The following is a 14517-nucleotide window of genomic DNA, read 5'->3' on the forward strand; positions in this document are numbered from 1 at the left end:
AGCTTTGAACAAAGCCAGTAACCATGCGTAGAGTGAGTCTAAATAGAGATTTGATCATCAAACAGCATTGAATTGCTATGTCGGAATAGGTTTGACTTCGACCTTGTTTACTACTTGTTAGTGCATACCATTGTGTTTTTGGATCGAACCAAATGGCAATATTTCCACGATTAATGAGAGCTCGGTTATATGCGGGCCAATTGGTTGTGCGGTAGATTTTGTGTGTAGGCTTCTTCATTTGAAAATTATATTGCTGAAGAAGCCCTTAAGAACAGCTTTGTGCAACAAAGCCATCTAAGGATATAAAGCACCAATTGACTCTATAAAAAATCCCCCAATATTTTGGAGGATTTTCTGTACGGATTAAAAGCAAAGTTACACTTGCACACTCGCCTGACGCTGTTGGCGTGAAGGTGGTAAAAGCTCTTCAAACATCTGCATCAGTTTAGGGTTTTCAGTTTGCCATTTCGGCTGTTTATCCTTATCAATCAACAAAGCCCTTACACCTTCAATCATGTCGCCTTGCTCAAACCAGATATCTTGTAAATCCCGTTCTAATTGCATGCATTGCTCTAAAGATAGCCCACGCCCGACATGCTGTAACTTTAGGCTGATTTGCTTGGCCAACAAAGAACGTTGCTGCAAATTTGCTAAGATTTTTTCAGCCCAATCCATATAGTCACTCTCTAATGTATGGGCTAGGCTGTCCTCAATTTGGGCCAATTCAGTATGTGAAAAATGCTGCCGAATCGCCTCTTCATACTGTTTTAATTCACTGGGTGCAGGTTCTTTTAAATAACGTACAATGGTCTGTTCAATCAGTTGTTGATTCAACTGTGGTGCCTGCGCCAACTCAGTGAGCAACTGCGCTAAGTGGTCACTCGTCACCAAATAGTCAATTAAATCTAAATGCAAGGCATCGCTACTGCTGATCTGTTCACCCGTCACTGCCATATACACGCCGATATCGTCTAAACGAGATAAGAAATGGGTTGCGCCCACATCGGGGAAAAAGCCAATCACAGTTTCTGGCATGGCAAAACGAGATTTCTCACTACTGACAATAATCTGGCAAGCTTGCGCCAAACCAAAACCCCCACCCAAGACATAGCCATCTAAAAACACTATGACAGGTTTCGCATATTGGCGCAGGCTCTTCAGCATGTGATATTCATCTGCAAAATAGCGCTGATAATTGGCGGTTCCATTTTGATAACTGTCATAGAGGAAACGAATATCGCCACCTGCACAAAAAGCTTTTGGGCTATTGGAGTTGATCAAAACAGCTTGAACCTGATCGTCTTCGGACCATAGTTCTAACTGCTGGCTAATACCATGAATCATGCTTAAGGACAGTGCATTCAGATGACTCGCGCGATCTAGCGTAATCACACCCAAATGTCCTTGGACACTAATCTGTAAATTATTTCCCATGCACAGACTCCTTATTTATTGATTTTTAAATTGGGCTGGTCGCTTTTCCACAAAGGCCTTCATGCCTTCTTTCTGGTCTACAGTTGCAAAAATGGAATGGAAAGTACGACGTTCAAATCGTAATCCTTCACTTAAGCTCACTTCAAAGGCGCGATTAATGCTTTCTTTAATCATCATGGTGGCAGTCAGAGATCGCTGTGCTATTTTCTCCGCAGCCTCTAAGGTATAGGCCAATAATTCCTCTTTCGGTAGGACGCGCGCCACTAAACCAGTTTGTTCTGCCTCAACCGCGCCCATTTGCCGTGCGGTTAAACACATTTCCATGGCTTTGGCTTTACCCAAGGCCAAGGTTAAACGTTGCGTTCCGCCAATACCTGGAATCACACCCAGAGTTACTTCAGGCAAACCAAATTTGGCATTATCCGCACAATAGATAAAATCACACATCAAGGCCAACTCACAGCCGCCCCCCAGTGCATAGCCACTCACCGCAGCAATCAAGGGTTTGCGACGCTGTGCAATCCGATCTGCCAAATGGAAAAAGTCATCAAAATAGATATTCGGGAAATTCAGCTCGGCCATTTCTTTAATATCGGCACCTGCCGCAAAGGCTTTTTCCGAACCTGCCAACACCATACAGCCAATTTCAGCATCGCGTTCAAACTGGTCTAAGGCTTGGTTAATTTCAGCAATCAGTTGACTATTCAAGGCATTCAGCGCTTGAGGACGATTCAGGGTAATCACCCCGACGCCTTTGCGCTTTTCAACTAAAATTGTGTCCCACTGTAAATCTTCGATGAAATTTTTTTCCCATTGCATGTTGCGATCCTTCTTCTATAGACCAATGCACATGTAACGTTAAAATCTCGTGATCACTCACATGTGCAAGGGTCAGTTTTTTCGATATTGGGTTTATAAACTACGGGCAATCACCAAGCGTTGAATATCACTGGTGCCTTCGTAAATCTGACAAATCCGAGCATCACGATAAATCCGCTCAATTGGAAAATCTTTCAGATAGCCATAACCCCCAAAGATTTGTAGGGCATGCGAACAGACCCGCTCAGTCATTTCAGAGGCAAACAGCTTCGCCATCGACGCTTCGGTTAAACACGGTTGACCCGCTTCTTTTAAACGTGCTGCCTGATGCATCAACTGACGTGCCGCGGCAATTTCTGTCACCATACTGGCAAGTCGGAACGACACTGCTTGCTGTTCAAAAATTGGCTTTCCAAAAGCTACACGCTCCTTGGCATAACGGGTGGCTTCCTCCAAAGCAGCGCGCGCCAATCCAACAGCCTGCGCGGCAATGCCAATGCGTCCGCCCTCCAAATTAGACAAGGCAATTTTTAAGCCTTCGCCTTCTTTGCCCAACAACATACTTTTGTGCACACGCACATCGGTCAGGGCAATTTGACAGGTGTCAGAGGCATGTAAACCCAATTTTTCTTCGACCCGAATCACTTCATAACCCGGCGTATTACGCGGGACTAAAAAAGCACTCATGCCTTTTTTTCCAGCGCTCGGATCGGTCACGGCAAACACGATAATCACGCCTGCGTTATGCCCTGAAGTAATAAATTGCTTGGCCCCATTGATAATGTAATGGTCGCCATCTTTCACGGCACGGGTTTTAATGGCTGCGGCATCAGAACCAGTATGCGGTTCAGTTAGTGCAAAAGCCCCGATCATTTCCCCTTTGGCTAAAGGCACGAGAAATTGTTGCTTTTGTTCTTCGCTGCCAAATTTCAAAATCGGCACGCAACCCACTGAATTATGCACACTCATAATGGCCGATGTTGCACCATCCGCAGCGGCAATTTCTTCCAGTGCCAGTACATAGGCCAAGTTTCCTGTTGCTGAACCACCCCATTCTTCTGGCACCAACATGCCCATAAAACCCAATTGCCCCATTTGCTGTAAGGCTTGAGCTGGGAAAGTACCCTGTCGATCCCACTCACTGGCATAGGGTTTAATTTGTTCTTGGGCAAAACTTTTTGCCATGTCCTGAATCAAGAGTTGTTCTTCAAAAAACATGCCTTGTCGATCCCACTCACTGGCCGTCGGTTTTATCTGGTCGTGATCAAAACTTTTTACCATATCCTGCATGTGAGCTTGTCCTTCAGTAGATTGCATAATTTCTTTCCTTACAATATCTTAGCTTGCAGCAGTTACCGTTGTTTGTTGCTTGGCAATTTCCTGATTACGCAGTAAAAAGCGCTGAATTTTTCCACTTGGGGTTTTGGGAAGTTCAGTCACAAATTCAATCAAACGCGGATAAGCATGAGCAGATAAGCGTTTTTTCACAAATTGGCTTAGTTCATTTTCGAGTTCAGCACTGGCTGCACTTTCACCAGACAAAATCACAAAAGCCTTTATCACCTCTGTACGCTCAGGATCAGGCACACCAATCACGGCAGCTTCAATCACTGCATCATGTTCCAACAAGGCACTTTCCACATCAAAGGGCCCCACACGATAGCCCGACGTGGTAATCACATCATCACTGCGTCCGACAAAACTCATGCTGCCATCAGCATGTATTTCAGCGGTATCACCCGTTAAATAATAATGTCCAATAAATGGCGATTTACGACTTTCTTGATAACCGCCAAACCACATCATCGGGGACTGGCTAATATCCACCGCTAAAATTCCTGGGGTATCTGCACCCAGTTCATTACCCTGTTCATCTAGTGCCACAACACGATAGCCGGGACTGGCAAAACCGGCCGAGCCTGCTCGAACCTCATGTTCTAGCGCATGATGATTACACACCACCATTCCCACTTCGGTTTGGCCATAATGGTCATAGATTGGTGCATCTAATACTTGTTTGAACCAGCGAAACACTTCAGGATTCAATGGCTCACCTGCACTGCTGACGACACGGAATTTGCCGTGTAATTTTGCCATTTGCTTCGGATCAGCCGCCATCATCATGCGGTAAGCTGTGGGTGCACCTGCCAAGTTATTCACGCCATAGTCATTTACAATCTGGCATAGACTGTCGGCAGTAAATGCACCTTCATAAAAAATGGTCGGATGACCCAATAAGAGCGGACCAATAATGCCGTAATACAATCCATAGGCCCAACCCGGATCGGCAATATTCCAAAACGAATCTTCAGCTCTTAAACCAATCGCATCTTGCATATAGCCACCAAATGCAATCAGCGCTTTCAGTGGCACTTGTAAGGGTTTAGCAGGGCCTGTCGTGCCTGATGTAAACATCAATAAGAATGGATCTTGGATGTTCATCATCTCCAATTCGCACTGATCAGACTGACGGTTTACTTCTGCCCAAAAGCTATAATCTCCCTGATACAGTCCTGTGCCTTTGGCTCCCGTGACCGTCACAATTGCAGGGCAACCCTCTACGTCGTGCAATTTTTCACGATTGCCCACATCGGTTACCACCAGTTTACTTTGTGCCAACTGTAAGCGGTGCTCAATGGCTTTCGGGCCAAACGCAGTAAATAAAGGTTGGTAGACTGCACCAATCCGCCATGTCGCTAAAATGGTAATAATCAGCTCTGGTGTTCGTGGCAATAAACCAGAAACGCGGTCACCTTTAGACACCCCTTGCGACTTTAAAAAGTTGGCAAATTGGCTGGCACGTTGTTGTAACTCTCGAAAGGTATATTGCTCTTTACGACCATCTTTACCCTGCCAAAACAAAGCAATCCGCCCTGGCAAAGCATGTCGATCGCAACATTCATAACACGCATTCAGTGCATCGATTGAACCTGATAGAAACCGTTGTGCAGCCTGTTGCAAATCAAAATTTTGCTGCACTTGTAAATAATTTGAAGCCATCCTTTCACCTCAGTCACATTTTTGTTATTCACGACAAGGGGTTTCTTATAGGGTGCATTCATTGCACCCTTTCATTTCTTTTAAATCAATTTTCTCGGGGTAAATACTGCTGGATAATGCTGGAAAAATCTAAATGTGCATTGCCTTGCAAACACAGTTGTTGATACAGCTGCTGTGCCAAACCCCCGAGTAATACAGGTTGCTTGACTTGGCCTGCCGCTTCAATGGCCAAACCTAAATCTTTGAGCATGAGTTGCGAGGCAAAACCGTCGGTATAACCACGTCCTGCGGGTGCATTTGGACTAATATCTGGCCATGGATTACAGATTTCCGAACTCCAGCAACGACCACTTGAGCTATTGATCACCCCTGCAAGGGCATGTGTATCAATGCCCAATCGGCTGCCCAAAGCCATGCCTTCTGCCACGGCCGCCATGGAAATACCGAGAATCATATTATTGCAAATTTTAGCAATTTGCCCTGCACCCACCGCACCACAATGCACCGTGTTTTTGCCCATAAAGCTTAAAATCGGCTGCACGCGCTCATAGGTCACGTCATCGGCACCAACCATAAAGGTCAAGGTCCCCGCTTTGGCGCCAATGGTGCCACCAGACACAGGCGCGTCACAGACCTGAACTTGATGCTTCAAGCCCTCAGCAGCAACATCTTTAATGGTTTGCGGGTCGATGGTACTAGAGTCGATACAGAGACTACCTGCCCGCATCACCGCCAGAATCCCCGTTTCACCCAAATACACGTCACGTACATGCTTGGCTGCGGGCAACATACTGATGACCACATCTGCTTGCTCAGCCGCAGCTTGCGGACTGTCACAAACAATCCCTCCACTTTCAGCAAACTGTTGTAAGGCTTTTTCACTCAAGTCATAACCTAACACCGTTTGCCCTGCTTTGAGCAGGTTCTGTGCCATCGAACCGCCCATATTCCCTAAACCAATGAAAGCTATCTTCATCTCGCTACTCCTTAGCGTAAACTGATGGTGGTATTGACTTCCCCTGCTTCTTGACTGTCTTCAAACCAACGGCTGGTAATGGTTTTGGTTTGCGTATAGAACTGTACCGCCTGTTTACCATAAGGGCCTAAGTCACCGAGCTTTGAGCCGCGCGAACCTGTAAAGCTAAAGAATGGCACAGGGACTGGAATTGGAATATTGATGCCCACTTGACCAATATCAATACGGTTTTGGAAGGTCCGTGCTACTGCACCACTTTGGGTAAATAAGCCTACGCCATTACCAAATGGATTGGCATTGACCAGTTCAATCGCCTCATCCAAAGTCTCCACACAGAGAATGGTCAGTACAGGGCCAAAGATTTCTTCTTTATAAATACGCATAGCCGTGGTGACATTGCTAAACACCGTTGCCCCGACAAAGTTGCCATTTTCATAGCCTTGGACTTGAATATCGCGACCATCCAGTAACAATTCAGCGCCTTGTTCTACACCACTGTTAATTAAATCAATCACACGGGCTTTAGCACGCGGTGAAATTACAGGACCAATGTCCGTATTCGGCTCATGCCCCGCATTCACGCTTAAGGTTTTGGCTTTTGCAACCAATTCATTGATCCAGTGTTTACTATCACCGACCATGACTGCAACTGAAAGTGCCATACAACGTTGCCCTGCCGCACCAAAGGCTGCACCGACCATGGCATTTAGGGTTTGTTCTTTATTGGCATCAGGCATCACCACCACATGGTTTTTTGCACCCATCATCGATTGCACGCGCTTGCCATGTTGACCTGCCAAGTTATAGACATGCGTGCCAACAGCAGTCGAACCAACAAAGGAAATGGCTTTAATGTCTTGATGCGTACACAGTGCATCGACCACATCTTTGCCGCCATGCACCACATTCAGTACGCCTGCGGGAATACCTGCTTCGATTGCCAACTCGACCAACATCATGGTGGAGAGCGGATCTTGTTCAGATGGCTTCAAAACAAAGGTATTACCGCAGACGATTGCCATGGGGAACATCCACAAAGGAATCATTGCAGGGAAGTTAAATGGAGTAATGCCCGCACAGACACCCAAAGGTTGCTGTAAAGTATAGGTATCTACCCCACGTGCCACCCCTTCGGTATATTCGCCCATTTGCAACGTGCCAATTGAACACGCATGTTCCACCACTTCTAAACCACGCTGAATATCACCTTCAGCATCCGCCAAAGTTTTACCCTGTTCTGCCGTCAGCACCTGTGCAATTTTCTTGGCATTGTCACGAATCAGTTGCTGTAGTTTCAGCATAATACGCATACGCGCTTGAATTGGGGTTTCTCGCCAACTCGCAAATGCCGCTTTTGCCGAAGCAATCGCAGCCTGTACTTCTTCAGGCGTTGCAAAAGGAACTAAACCAATGACTTCTTGAGTTGCTGGATTAACAATGTCTTGCCATTGCTGGGTTTTTGACTCGACAAACTCACCGTTAATCAATAATTTAGCTGTAGTAATCTGAATGTTTGAAACCGTATTCATAACCTCTCCATAGGTATTCATTTTTATTGTGTCACTGTTGAAACATACGACTTAAACCGTATATTCAATTTCTGTATTTCAAATCAGACTAGCAAAGAAAACTTTGACCACCAATGCAGATTGGTGCACGATGGTTGTGCAATTTTGCACAGGATGTGGAAAATAAAAAATGAAAGTAGATTGGGATCATCTGCAATTTTTTTTGGTCTTGGCACGTGCCAAAACTCTGACCAATGCAGCACGGATTATTGGGGTTGAGCACAGTACTGTGGCACGACGGATACAATCCTTAGAAGTCGCGTTAGGTACACCGCTGTTTAAACGTGAAGCCACAGGTTATGAACTCACCGTCGATGGCATGGCACTGGTGCCGCGCGTAGAGCAAATGGAACAGGCTTTTTTGCAAATTCAAAAACCGCAACAGCCACTTGAAGGTCGCGTACGAATTGGTGCACCAGAAGGTTTTGGCACAGCGTTTTTGACCCAGTTATTGGCAGAACTGTCGCAGCAATTTCCGCTGCTTACTATCGACCTGATTCCTGTTCCCAAGATGATGAAGCTGTCGCATCGTGAAGCGGATATCGTGATTTCGATTGATCGTCCGAAATCGGGTCCCTATATCATTACCCGACTGACCGATTATTGTTTAAAAATTTATGGCAGCAAGCGTTATCTGACACAGCATCCGCCTATTCAGCAAATGGAAGATTTAGCCAACCATCGTTTTGTCAATTATATTGATGATCTGATTTATAGTTCGGAGCTATATTGCTTAGAACGCCTGCCGATTCCCCTAACCGCAAATTTTCGCAGCAGCAGTATTTTAGCGCAGCAAATTGCGGTGAATGCAGGCGCAGGCTTGGCCATTTTGCCGCAATTTCTGGCCCATGATCAGCCCGACTTAGAACAAGTTCTGCCCGAGCAGGTACGCTTTACGCATACCTTTTGGATGCTAACGTTTGTCGACCTACAACATGAGCCACGGATTAAATTGGTCTGGGATTATCTGCGTAAACAGGCTGACCTCAAACAACGTATTCTAATGGATTAAGACAAACTAGGCAGGCAGTTTTATCAGTATTCCCCCATCGCGATACGTCGAGTGAGCTGTTCCAAACGATCCACTTTTTGGCGCTGTGGTAAAACATTGCAGACCATTTCTGCCGTGTAATCCAGTGCTGTATTGGGAATAATTGCTCGGGTCTGACTGGCGGTGTAATTTTGGCTACTGATCAAGGAACCATTTCTTTTAAAGTTCGCTGATGAGCGAATACTATATTGTGCGCTGTCACAGCCAACACGGTACAAGGCCAAGGAATAATCACCCAGTTCCAAGCCATCTTTTTCTTTATCAGTTTTAATCAGATATTTTACCCAGTACTCAACTTCGTTACTTTTTACATCCGTCACTTTCACTCGATTAAAATCAATATACATATATTGTGAACGGTCATAATTGGCATTGACGTAAGTCCACTCGGCACATGCAGATACGCCCCAAAACAAGCTTAGAAAACTGATCAACACACGATTTAACACAATACTATCCCCCAGATAGACGCAGGGATTATAGCAACTTCAACCCATAAATCACATAACAAAAAATAACTAACATACTGAAATAATTAGATTTATACCAATTAAAATTCAATATTTCTAGCACAGATTAGGCAACATTTGCATGACTGGTTGGCACTCTAGATCGACTCTGAGGAATATTTAGCATCCTGATGGCAGACCATTTGCAAGATGCTGGCAAAATTAATCGCCAGTTGAGTGGCTAAATGCTGTTTATAAATGACCGCTAACCCAACTGTAGGTGCTGGTTCGGCAAAAGCTCGATAGACCACGCCCTGAATTTGTAATTGCTGCGAAGATTCGGGCACCATCGACACCCCCAAATTAGCCGCCACCAAAGATAAAATCGAGACAATCTGTGGTGCACTCTGACCCAGTTTGGGTTCAAAGCCTGCTTGCTGACAGGCGTCAGTCACTGCATCATATAAACCTGCACTGACGCTGCGGGGGGACAAAATCATTTCGTGCTCACGTAAGCAGGTCACCTGTAAAGGTTGCTCACCCTGCGCTAAATCACGGCGTACAGAAACCGCCGCAATTAATGCTTCATTCAACAGCTGTTGTATGGCTAAACTGCTATGAATTTGTCGAGGTGGACGAATAATGGCAACATCCAGTCGGTCTTCCAACACATAGTCAATTAATTTCAGGGAATTGGCTTCTTCCAGTTTTAATCCAACTTTGGGGTACTGCTGCTGATAACGCCGAATGCTTTCTGGAATTAAAGGGTTCAGCATTGAAGTACCTGTAAAACCCAAACGTAACTGCCCCACCTCACCATTAGAAACATGGCGTGCCAACTGAATGGCATCGTCCAATTGATGTTGCAGAGGTTCAACCGCAGTAAGAAAAGCTTGCCCAACTGCGGTCAACACGACTCCTTGCGAGGTTCGCAGGAATAATTCTGCGCCAATACTCTCTTCCAAATCACGAATTTGCATACTCAAGGGTGGCTGACTCATACACAGGCGTTGTGCTGCACGGGTAAAGTTTTTTTCTTCTGCCACAGTTAAGAAATAGCGAATATGGCGCAGCTCGATATTCATATATAAAACATATATTGCTATAGACTCAAATATATTAGAAAGATAACCATCGCACTGCTAGGCTTATTCTGTAAATGATCACGCAAGCCAAACATGTTGGCTGTTGGAAATTCAGATGCTTAGCCCTGCTTCTTCAAATCCAGAACTTTCCCCCATCGCCCCTCTATCCGAATCATGGATTGAATCGGGTACGAGTACATATTACCGTGCAGGGCTGGCCCTGTTCTTGGTGGGATTTGCCAGTTTCTCGCTGATTTATTGTGTACAACCTTTACTGCCTGCGTTTACCCAAACCTTTGCGGTCAGTCCTGCCAATAGTGCATTGGCATTATCCCTAACCACGGCCTTCTTGGCTGTTTCCATCGTACTCTCCAGCGCTTTCTCACAAGCTTTAGGTCGTCGCAATGTTATTTTCATGTCCATGGCTTGTGCGGCTGGACTGAATATCTTGGCGATGTTTATTCCACAGTGGTACACCTTTCTTGCCACACGGGCTTTGGAAGGATTTGTATTGGGTGGAGTTCCGGCGGTGACCATGGCATGGATTGCAGAAGAAATGGACCCCAAAGCCTTGGCACAAACCATGGGACTGTATATTGCGGGAACGGCTTTTGGCGGTATGATGGGCCGAGTTGGCATGGGCATGCTGATTGAATGGGTCAACTGGCAAGCGGCCTTGGGTTTACTGGGCATGTTGTGTTTGCTCTGCGCCTTCGGTTTCTTATATTTACTGCCCCCTTCTCGGCATTTTGTCGCCAAAAAAGGGCTAAATTTAAATTTCCATGTGCAAGCATGGTGCTCTCATCTTCGTAATCGTTCTTTATTACGTCTCTATGCACTGGGCTTTGTGTTGACCAGTATTTTTGTGACCCTGTTTAACTATATTACCTTCCGACTCGATGCAGCTCCTTACTTTTTGAGTCAAACCCAAATCAGTCTCATTTTTCTCTCTTATAGTTTGGGCATGGTGTCTTCGTCACTGGCAGGTCGTTTGGCACAGCAATATGGTCGACAAAGCGTGATCATTGGCGGTTTTATCTGCATAGGATTGGGGATTGCCTGCACCTTGGCGCCAAACCTCTGGGTCATTATTTTAGGTGTGGCATTGATTACCACGGGCTTTTTTATTGCCCACGCCCTCTGTAGTGGCTTGGTCGGTGCCACAGCTCACGAAAACAAAGGACATGCGACTTCGTTATATTTACTGTTTTACTATCTCGGTTCGAGCATTATCGGTTCGGCAGGAGGATGGTTTTGGTTACATGCAGGATGGTTAGGGGTTGTGCTACTGGCTCTGGTCTTCGTACTGGCTGGTATTGGTCTGTGTTTAGTTAAAGTTCATCCTCAACACTCTGCTTAAGAATTCTGAATTCATCATACCTGCAACAATGGGTGATCATGTTGAGTTAATTTGTTTATGGCGTCTTGAAACCAAATGATATGAATGCACATCTTGTAGAAAATATTGGCGTTACATAAACAGAATCCGTTGTGTATGGTGAATTATCTGCTCAAAGTTTAGGAAAAAACTTAGACTTTCCAGATATTGTGCTCAATGCAAATACCCTTACTGGTATAAAGTTTTGTGTTTTTCTCGGAAAATTCAGCTCAACACTGGACAGTACTCGATGAATTTGAAGATGAAGGCTATGTCTGTAGCCCAGTACAAGCCGCTTTTCTCGAGACAGGTGAATGTCTTCATACTTGGATCTACAGCCTAAAATAGCCTGTGTTTTAGACAAAACCACGGGATAAGTAGAAACTGAGATTTAATTCATCGTAGCCAGCATTCAATCGTTCATTTTTTGGCTTGCATTCAAAACAACTTAATGTAAAATGCACAGCACAAGATGCCGGCATAGCTCAGTTGGTAGAGCAACTGACTTGTAATCAGTAGGTCCACAGTTCGAATCCGTGTGCCGGCACCATTCACTTAAGCTCACTATTTATTAGTGGGCTTTTGTTGTTTTCAAGCCTACATTTTTATTTCTTTTGTGCGGTCACTTGCACATATTGCACCACGCCTTGCTCAAATAAACGCTGACACAATTTTGCCGTCAACTGAATCTTCATCAGATCAAAAGCCGTATATTGCTCTTCAGTCTGCGGTGCTGTTGTCTGCTGCTGAATATATCGGGCAAAGCCACTCAATACGGGTTCAGAACAATCCTCAATTTGAATCTGTTCAAACCCCGCTTGCGCCAACTGTTGCTGTACAGCAACTTCATCAGGCAAGTTTTTTAAATTCACATCGGCAGCTTTAAGCAACAAGGCCAACTGCATTTTTTCCACGGCATTTAAATTCAAAAACTTCGGGCTTAAAATTAAGTAATGAAATGCCAAACGCCCTTTTGAATTTAAAACAGGCGTAACTGAATTTAAAAATGAATTCAAAGCACTGTGATAGGCCGCATCGATACACAGCACCACATCAAAAGCTTGGTGAAAGGAAATTTGTTTTAAATTTAAAAAAGATTGGCAATGAATGGCTTTCAGCTTGGGAATTGCTGTTTGAATTTGTTGTACGCATTTAGGTTGTAATTCAACCGCTTCAATATGTTTGACCTGATAATTCTGCTGCCAATGCAGTACGCTTGCCCCCTGCCCACAGCCCAAATCTAGAAGATGATCGGACGCAGTTAACTGCACACTGTGTGCCAGATGATCGGCAAGGGTACGACAAGCTTCGGGATAGGTCTGATGTGTTTCAGACCAGTATCCCAAATTGCTCCAAGCCAGTTCGCTGCTGTCCCCTAATAATTTTGCATTGATGGCATATTTATGTTGGGAAACCTCTGTACGAAGCTGTTGGAGCCATTTCATGAACTTAGTAGCCGAGTTGCGGAGCAACCTCTACTTTAGGCTTTAAGCCTACGAACGGCAATGGTGCACCAAAAATCTCAGCAATATTCATGGCAGAGGTTACCGCCGATTCCAAGATTGGTAAGCCATCACATGACCAAGAACCGCAGTAGAACACTTTACGGTTTAATTGTTTATGACGCTCTTGGAGTTGTTTATTCAATGCCACGGTTTCTGAGTTTACTACCGCACGGGTTAACGTCACACTGGAAATGATCTTTTTCGGATCAATTTCAGTCACTGGACGCCAAGTTTGGAACACTGGGTTTTTACCCACAAGGCTTGGCTCAACTGCGTTTAACCAGACCGTGAATTGCTGACGGGTAAATTTACGATCCATCATATAGCTCAACACTGCCCAGTCTTTACGCTTCGGTGGCATGACAGAGGTGTCGGTATGAATGACCAATTGACCTTGTTCAAATTTAAATTGCTTTAATAAATCAATATCGTCTTTAAATTGTGCTTGATCAAGGAAGGTATCAATTTTATTGGTCGGGGTTGCAATCACCACACGGTCAAATTGATAGCTTTCCCCAGCGGAATTTTCCACCAGCACTTTATCGCCTTGCTCTTTCACATGGCTAATGGCTGAACCACTGCGGATTTCAATGCCTTGAATGAGCTTATCTACCAAGGCTGGCGTACCGCCTTGCATACGCAACAAAGCATCACCATCGGTGAGTTGACGTAAGAAGGTCAACAATGGTTTTGCCGGCCAGTCACCAATGGTCTTCGGGTTACAGGTACAAATGGTGTACAACACTGGCATCACCGCACCATGCCAGAAGACTTCTTCAATATCATTCTGATTAATGAATTCTGCCAAGGTAATCTCTTGATTCTCAGATTTAAAAAATTGAGAAATCGCGGTTTTTAACTGCAACATGCCTTTAACCAAGCGCCAACCATATTGTTTGATGCCTTTACGGTTATTGATAATTGGGAAATTACCAATACGGGTACGTGTTGTGGTGAGCCATGTTTCGGTTTTATCTTCAAATAACCAACTACATGCCATATAGGTTCGTACTGGGTAAGTTTGAATCCCTAAATACGTTGCTAAACTTAAGGTGTTTTTCCACAAGTGTGGATTCATGACACGCAAAGGTGCATCAATCAGACCGCCTTCAAATTCAGTACTGTGACTATCCATTCCACGGCCTGGTAAGGCTTCAAAAATTGTAATGTTATGTCCAGCATCTTTAAGAATTCTCGCGGTAGCCAGCCCAGCCATGCCACTACCAATAACTGCAATATCCAAAGTTATTAT

The 14517-nt window shown here is 44.9% G+C and carries 14 protein-coding genes and 1 tRNA gene; 4 read left to right on the forward strand and 11 right to left on the reverse strand.

Annotated elements, in window-relative coordinates; genetic code table 11:
* From E0H82_RS07975 to E0H82_RS08005, 7 genes are all read right to left on the reverse strand, one after another.
* Positions 1 to 238 (reverse strand): transposase (locus E0H82_RS07975; RefSeq protein WP_171458274.1); only part of this gene is annotated, 238 nt, incomplete at its 3' end.
* A 137-nt stretch (positions 239 to 375) separates the two neighbouring features.
* Positions 376 to 1434 carry an enoyl-CoA hydratase/isomerase family protein gene (locus tag E0H82_RS07980; protein WP_131264147.1) on the reverse strand — a complete coding sequence of 353 codons (1059 nt, stop codon included), beginning with the start codon at positions 1432 to 1434 and terminating at the stop codon, positions 376 to 378.
* A gap of 15 nt (positions 1435 to 1449) precedes the next feature.
* Positions 1450 to 2253 (reverse strand): enoyl-CoA hydratase, encoded by an 804-nt coding sequence (locus tag E0H82_RS07985; RefSeq protein ID WP_131264148.1) that lies wholly within the window; start codon positions 2251 to 2253, stop codon positions 1450 to 1452.
* Between the two features lie 93 nt (positions 2254 to 2346).
* Entirely contained in the window at positions 2347 to 3471 is a 1125-nt protein-coding gene (locus E0H82_RS07990) for an acyl-CoA dehydrogenase family protein (protein ID WP_131264320.1), read from the reverse strand.
* 120 nt (positions 3472 to 3591) lie between these two features.
* Positions 3592 to 5253: an AMP-binding protein gene (locus E0H82_RS07995; protein ID WP_131264149.1), complete on the reverse strand. Its 1662-nt coding sequence runs from the start codon at positions 5251 to 5253 to the stop codon at positions 3592 to 3594.
* A gap of 85 nt (positions 5254 to 5338) precedes the next feature.
* Positions 5339 to 6229, reverse strand: coding sequence for a 3-hydroxyisobutyrate dehydrogenase (gene mmsB / locus E0H82_RS08000; RefSeq protein WP_131264150.1), 891 nt, complete (start codon positions 6227 to 6229; stop codon positions 5339 to 5341).
* Between the two features lie 11 nt (positions 6230 to 6240).
* Positions 6241 to 7758, reverse strand: coding sequence for a CoA-acylating methylmalonate-semialdehyde dehydrogenase (locus E0H82_RS08005; protein ID WP_131264151.1), 1518 nt, complete (start codon positions 7756 to 7758; stop codon positions 6241 to 6243).
* A gap of 169 nt (positions 7759 to 7927) precedes the next feature.
* Between E0H82_RS08005 and E0H82_RS08010 the strand changes: the two genes are divergently transcribed.
* Positions 7928 to 8809 (forward strand): LysR family transcriptional regulator, encoded by an 882-nt coding sequence (locus tag E0H82_RS08010; RefSeq protein WP_131264152.1) that lies wholly within the window; start codon positions 7928 to 7930, stop codon positions 8807 to 8809.
* A gap of 23 nt (positions 8810 to 8832) precedes the next feature.
* Here E0H82_RS08010 and E0H82_RS08015 read toward each other — a convergent pair whose 3' ends face one another.
* Positions 8833 to 9297 (reverse strand): surface-adhesin E family protein, encoded by a 465-nt coding sequence (locus E0H82_RS08015; RefSeq protein ID WP_131264153.1) that lies wholly within the window; start codon positions 9295 to 9297, stop codon positions 8833 to 8835.
* Positions 9298 to 9455: 158 nt separating this feature from the next.
* Positions 9456 to 10376 carry a LysR family transcriptional regulator gene (locus E0H82_RS08020; RefSeq protein WP_131264321.1) on the reverse strand — a complete coding sequence of 307 codons (921 nt, stop codon included), beginning with the start codon at positions 10374 to 10376 and terminating at the stop codon, positions 9456 to 9458.
* A gap of 121 nt (positions 10377 to 10497) precedes the next feature.
* On the opposite strand from E0H82_RS08020, the gene E0H82_RS08025 reads away from it, so the two are divergent.
* The 3 genes from E0H82_RS08025 to E0H82_RS08035 all read left to right on the forward strand — a co-directional run bounded on the left by E0H82_RS08025 (position 10498) and on the right by E0H82_RS08035 (position 12310).
* Complete coding sequence (locus tag E0H82_RS08025) at positions 10498 to 11742, forward strand: MFS transporter (protein ID WP_131264154.1); 1245 nt, start codon at positions 10498 to 10500, stop codon at positions 11740 to 11742.
* Between the two features lie 225 nt (positions 11743 to 11967).
* Positions 11968 to 12108, forward strand: a complete 141-nt coding sequence (locus tag E0H82_RS16680) for a hypothetical protein (protein WP_228258639.1) — start codon at positions 11968 to 11970, stop codon at positions 12106 to 12108.
* 126 nt (positions 12109 to 12234) lie between these two features.
* Positions 12235 to 12310: transfer RNA gene (locus E0H82_RS08035), tRNA-Thr, on the forward strand.
* A gap of 55 nt (positions 12311 to 12365) precedes the next feature.
* Here E0H82_RS08035 and E0H82_RS08040 read toward each other — a convergent pair.
* Both E0H82_RS08040 and E0H82_RS08045 read right to left on the reverse strand, forming a co-directional pair.
* Positions 12366 to 13205: an SAM-dependent methyltransferase gene (locus E0H82_RS08040; protein ID WP_131264155.1), complete on the reverse strand. Its 840-nt coding sequence runs from the start codon at positions 13203 to 13205 to the stop codon at positions 12366 to 12368.
* 4 nt (positions 13206 to 13209) lie between these two features.
* The gene (locus tag E0H82_RS08045; protein ID WP_116759076.1) at positions 13210 to 14508 is read right to left on the reverse strand and encodes an FAD-dependent oxidoreductase; all 1299 of its coding nucleotides are present in this window, start codon (positions 14506 to 14508) and stop codon (positions 13210 to 13212) included.
* Between the last annotated feature and the right edge of the window lie 9 nt (positions 14509 to 14517).

It is taken from the genome of Acinetobacter sp. ANC 4910, assembly GCF_004331035.1.
GTDB lineage: Bacteria > Pseudomonadota > Gammaproteobacteria > Pseudomonadales > Moraxellaceae > Acinetobacter.

Excerpts from the sequence above, each read along its gene's own strand:
- E0H82_RS07980 (WP_131264147.1), bottom strand. The coding sequence starts at position 1,434 with ATGGGAAATAATTTACAGATTAGTGTCCAAGGACATTTGGGTGTGATT.
- E0H82_RS07985 (WP_131264148.1), bottom strand. The coding sequence starts at position 2,253 with ATGCAATGGGAAAAAAATTTCATCGAAGATTTACAGTGGGACACAATT.
- E0H82_RS07990 (WP_131264320.1), bottom strand. The coding sequence starts at position 3,471 with ATGTTTTTTGAAGAACAACTCTTGATTCAGGACATGGCAAAAAGTTTT.
- E0H82_RS07995 (WP_131264149.1), bottom strand. The coding sequence starts at position 5,253 with ATGGCTTCAAATTATTTACAAGTGCAGCAAAATTTTGATTTGCAACAG.
- mmsB (WP_131264150.1), bottom strand. The coding sequence starts at position 6,229 with ATGAAGATAGCTTTCATTGGTTTAGGGAATATGGGCGGTTCGATGGCA.
- E0H82_RS08005 (WP_131264151.1), bottom strand. The coding sequence starts at position 7,758 with ATGAATACGGTTTCAAACATTCAGATTACTACAGCTAAATTATTGATT.
- E0H82_RS08010 (WP_131264152.1), top strand. The coding sequence starts at position 7,928 with ATGAAAGTAGATTGGGATCATCTGCAATTTTTTTTGGTCTTGGCACGT.
- E0H82_RS08025 (WP_131264154.1), top strand. The coding sequence starts at position 10,498 with ATGCTTAGCCCTGCTTCTTCAAATCCAGAACTTTCCCCCATCGCCCCT.
- E0H82_RS08040 (WP_131264155.1), bottom strand. The coding sequence starts at position 13,205 with ATGAAATGGCTCCAACAGCTTCGTACAGAGGTTTCCCAACATAAATAT.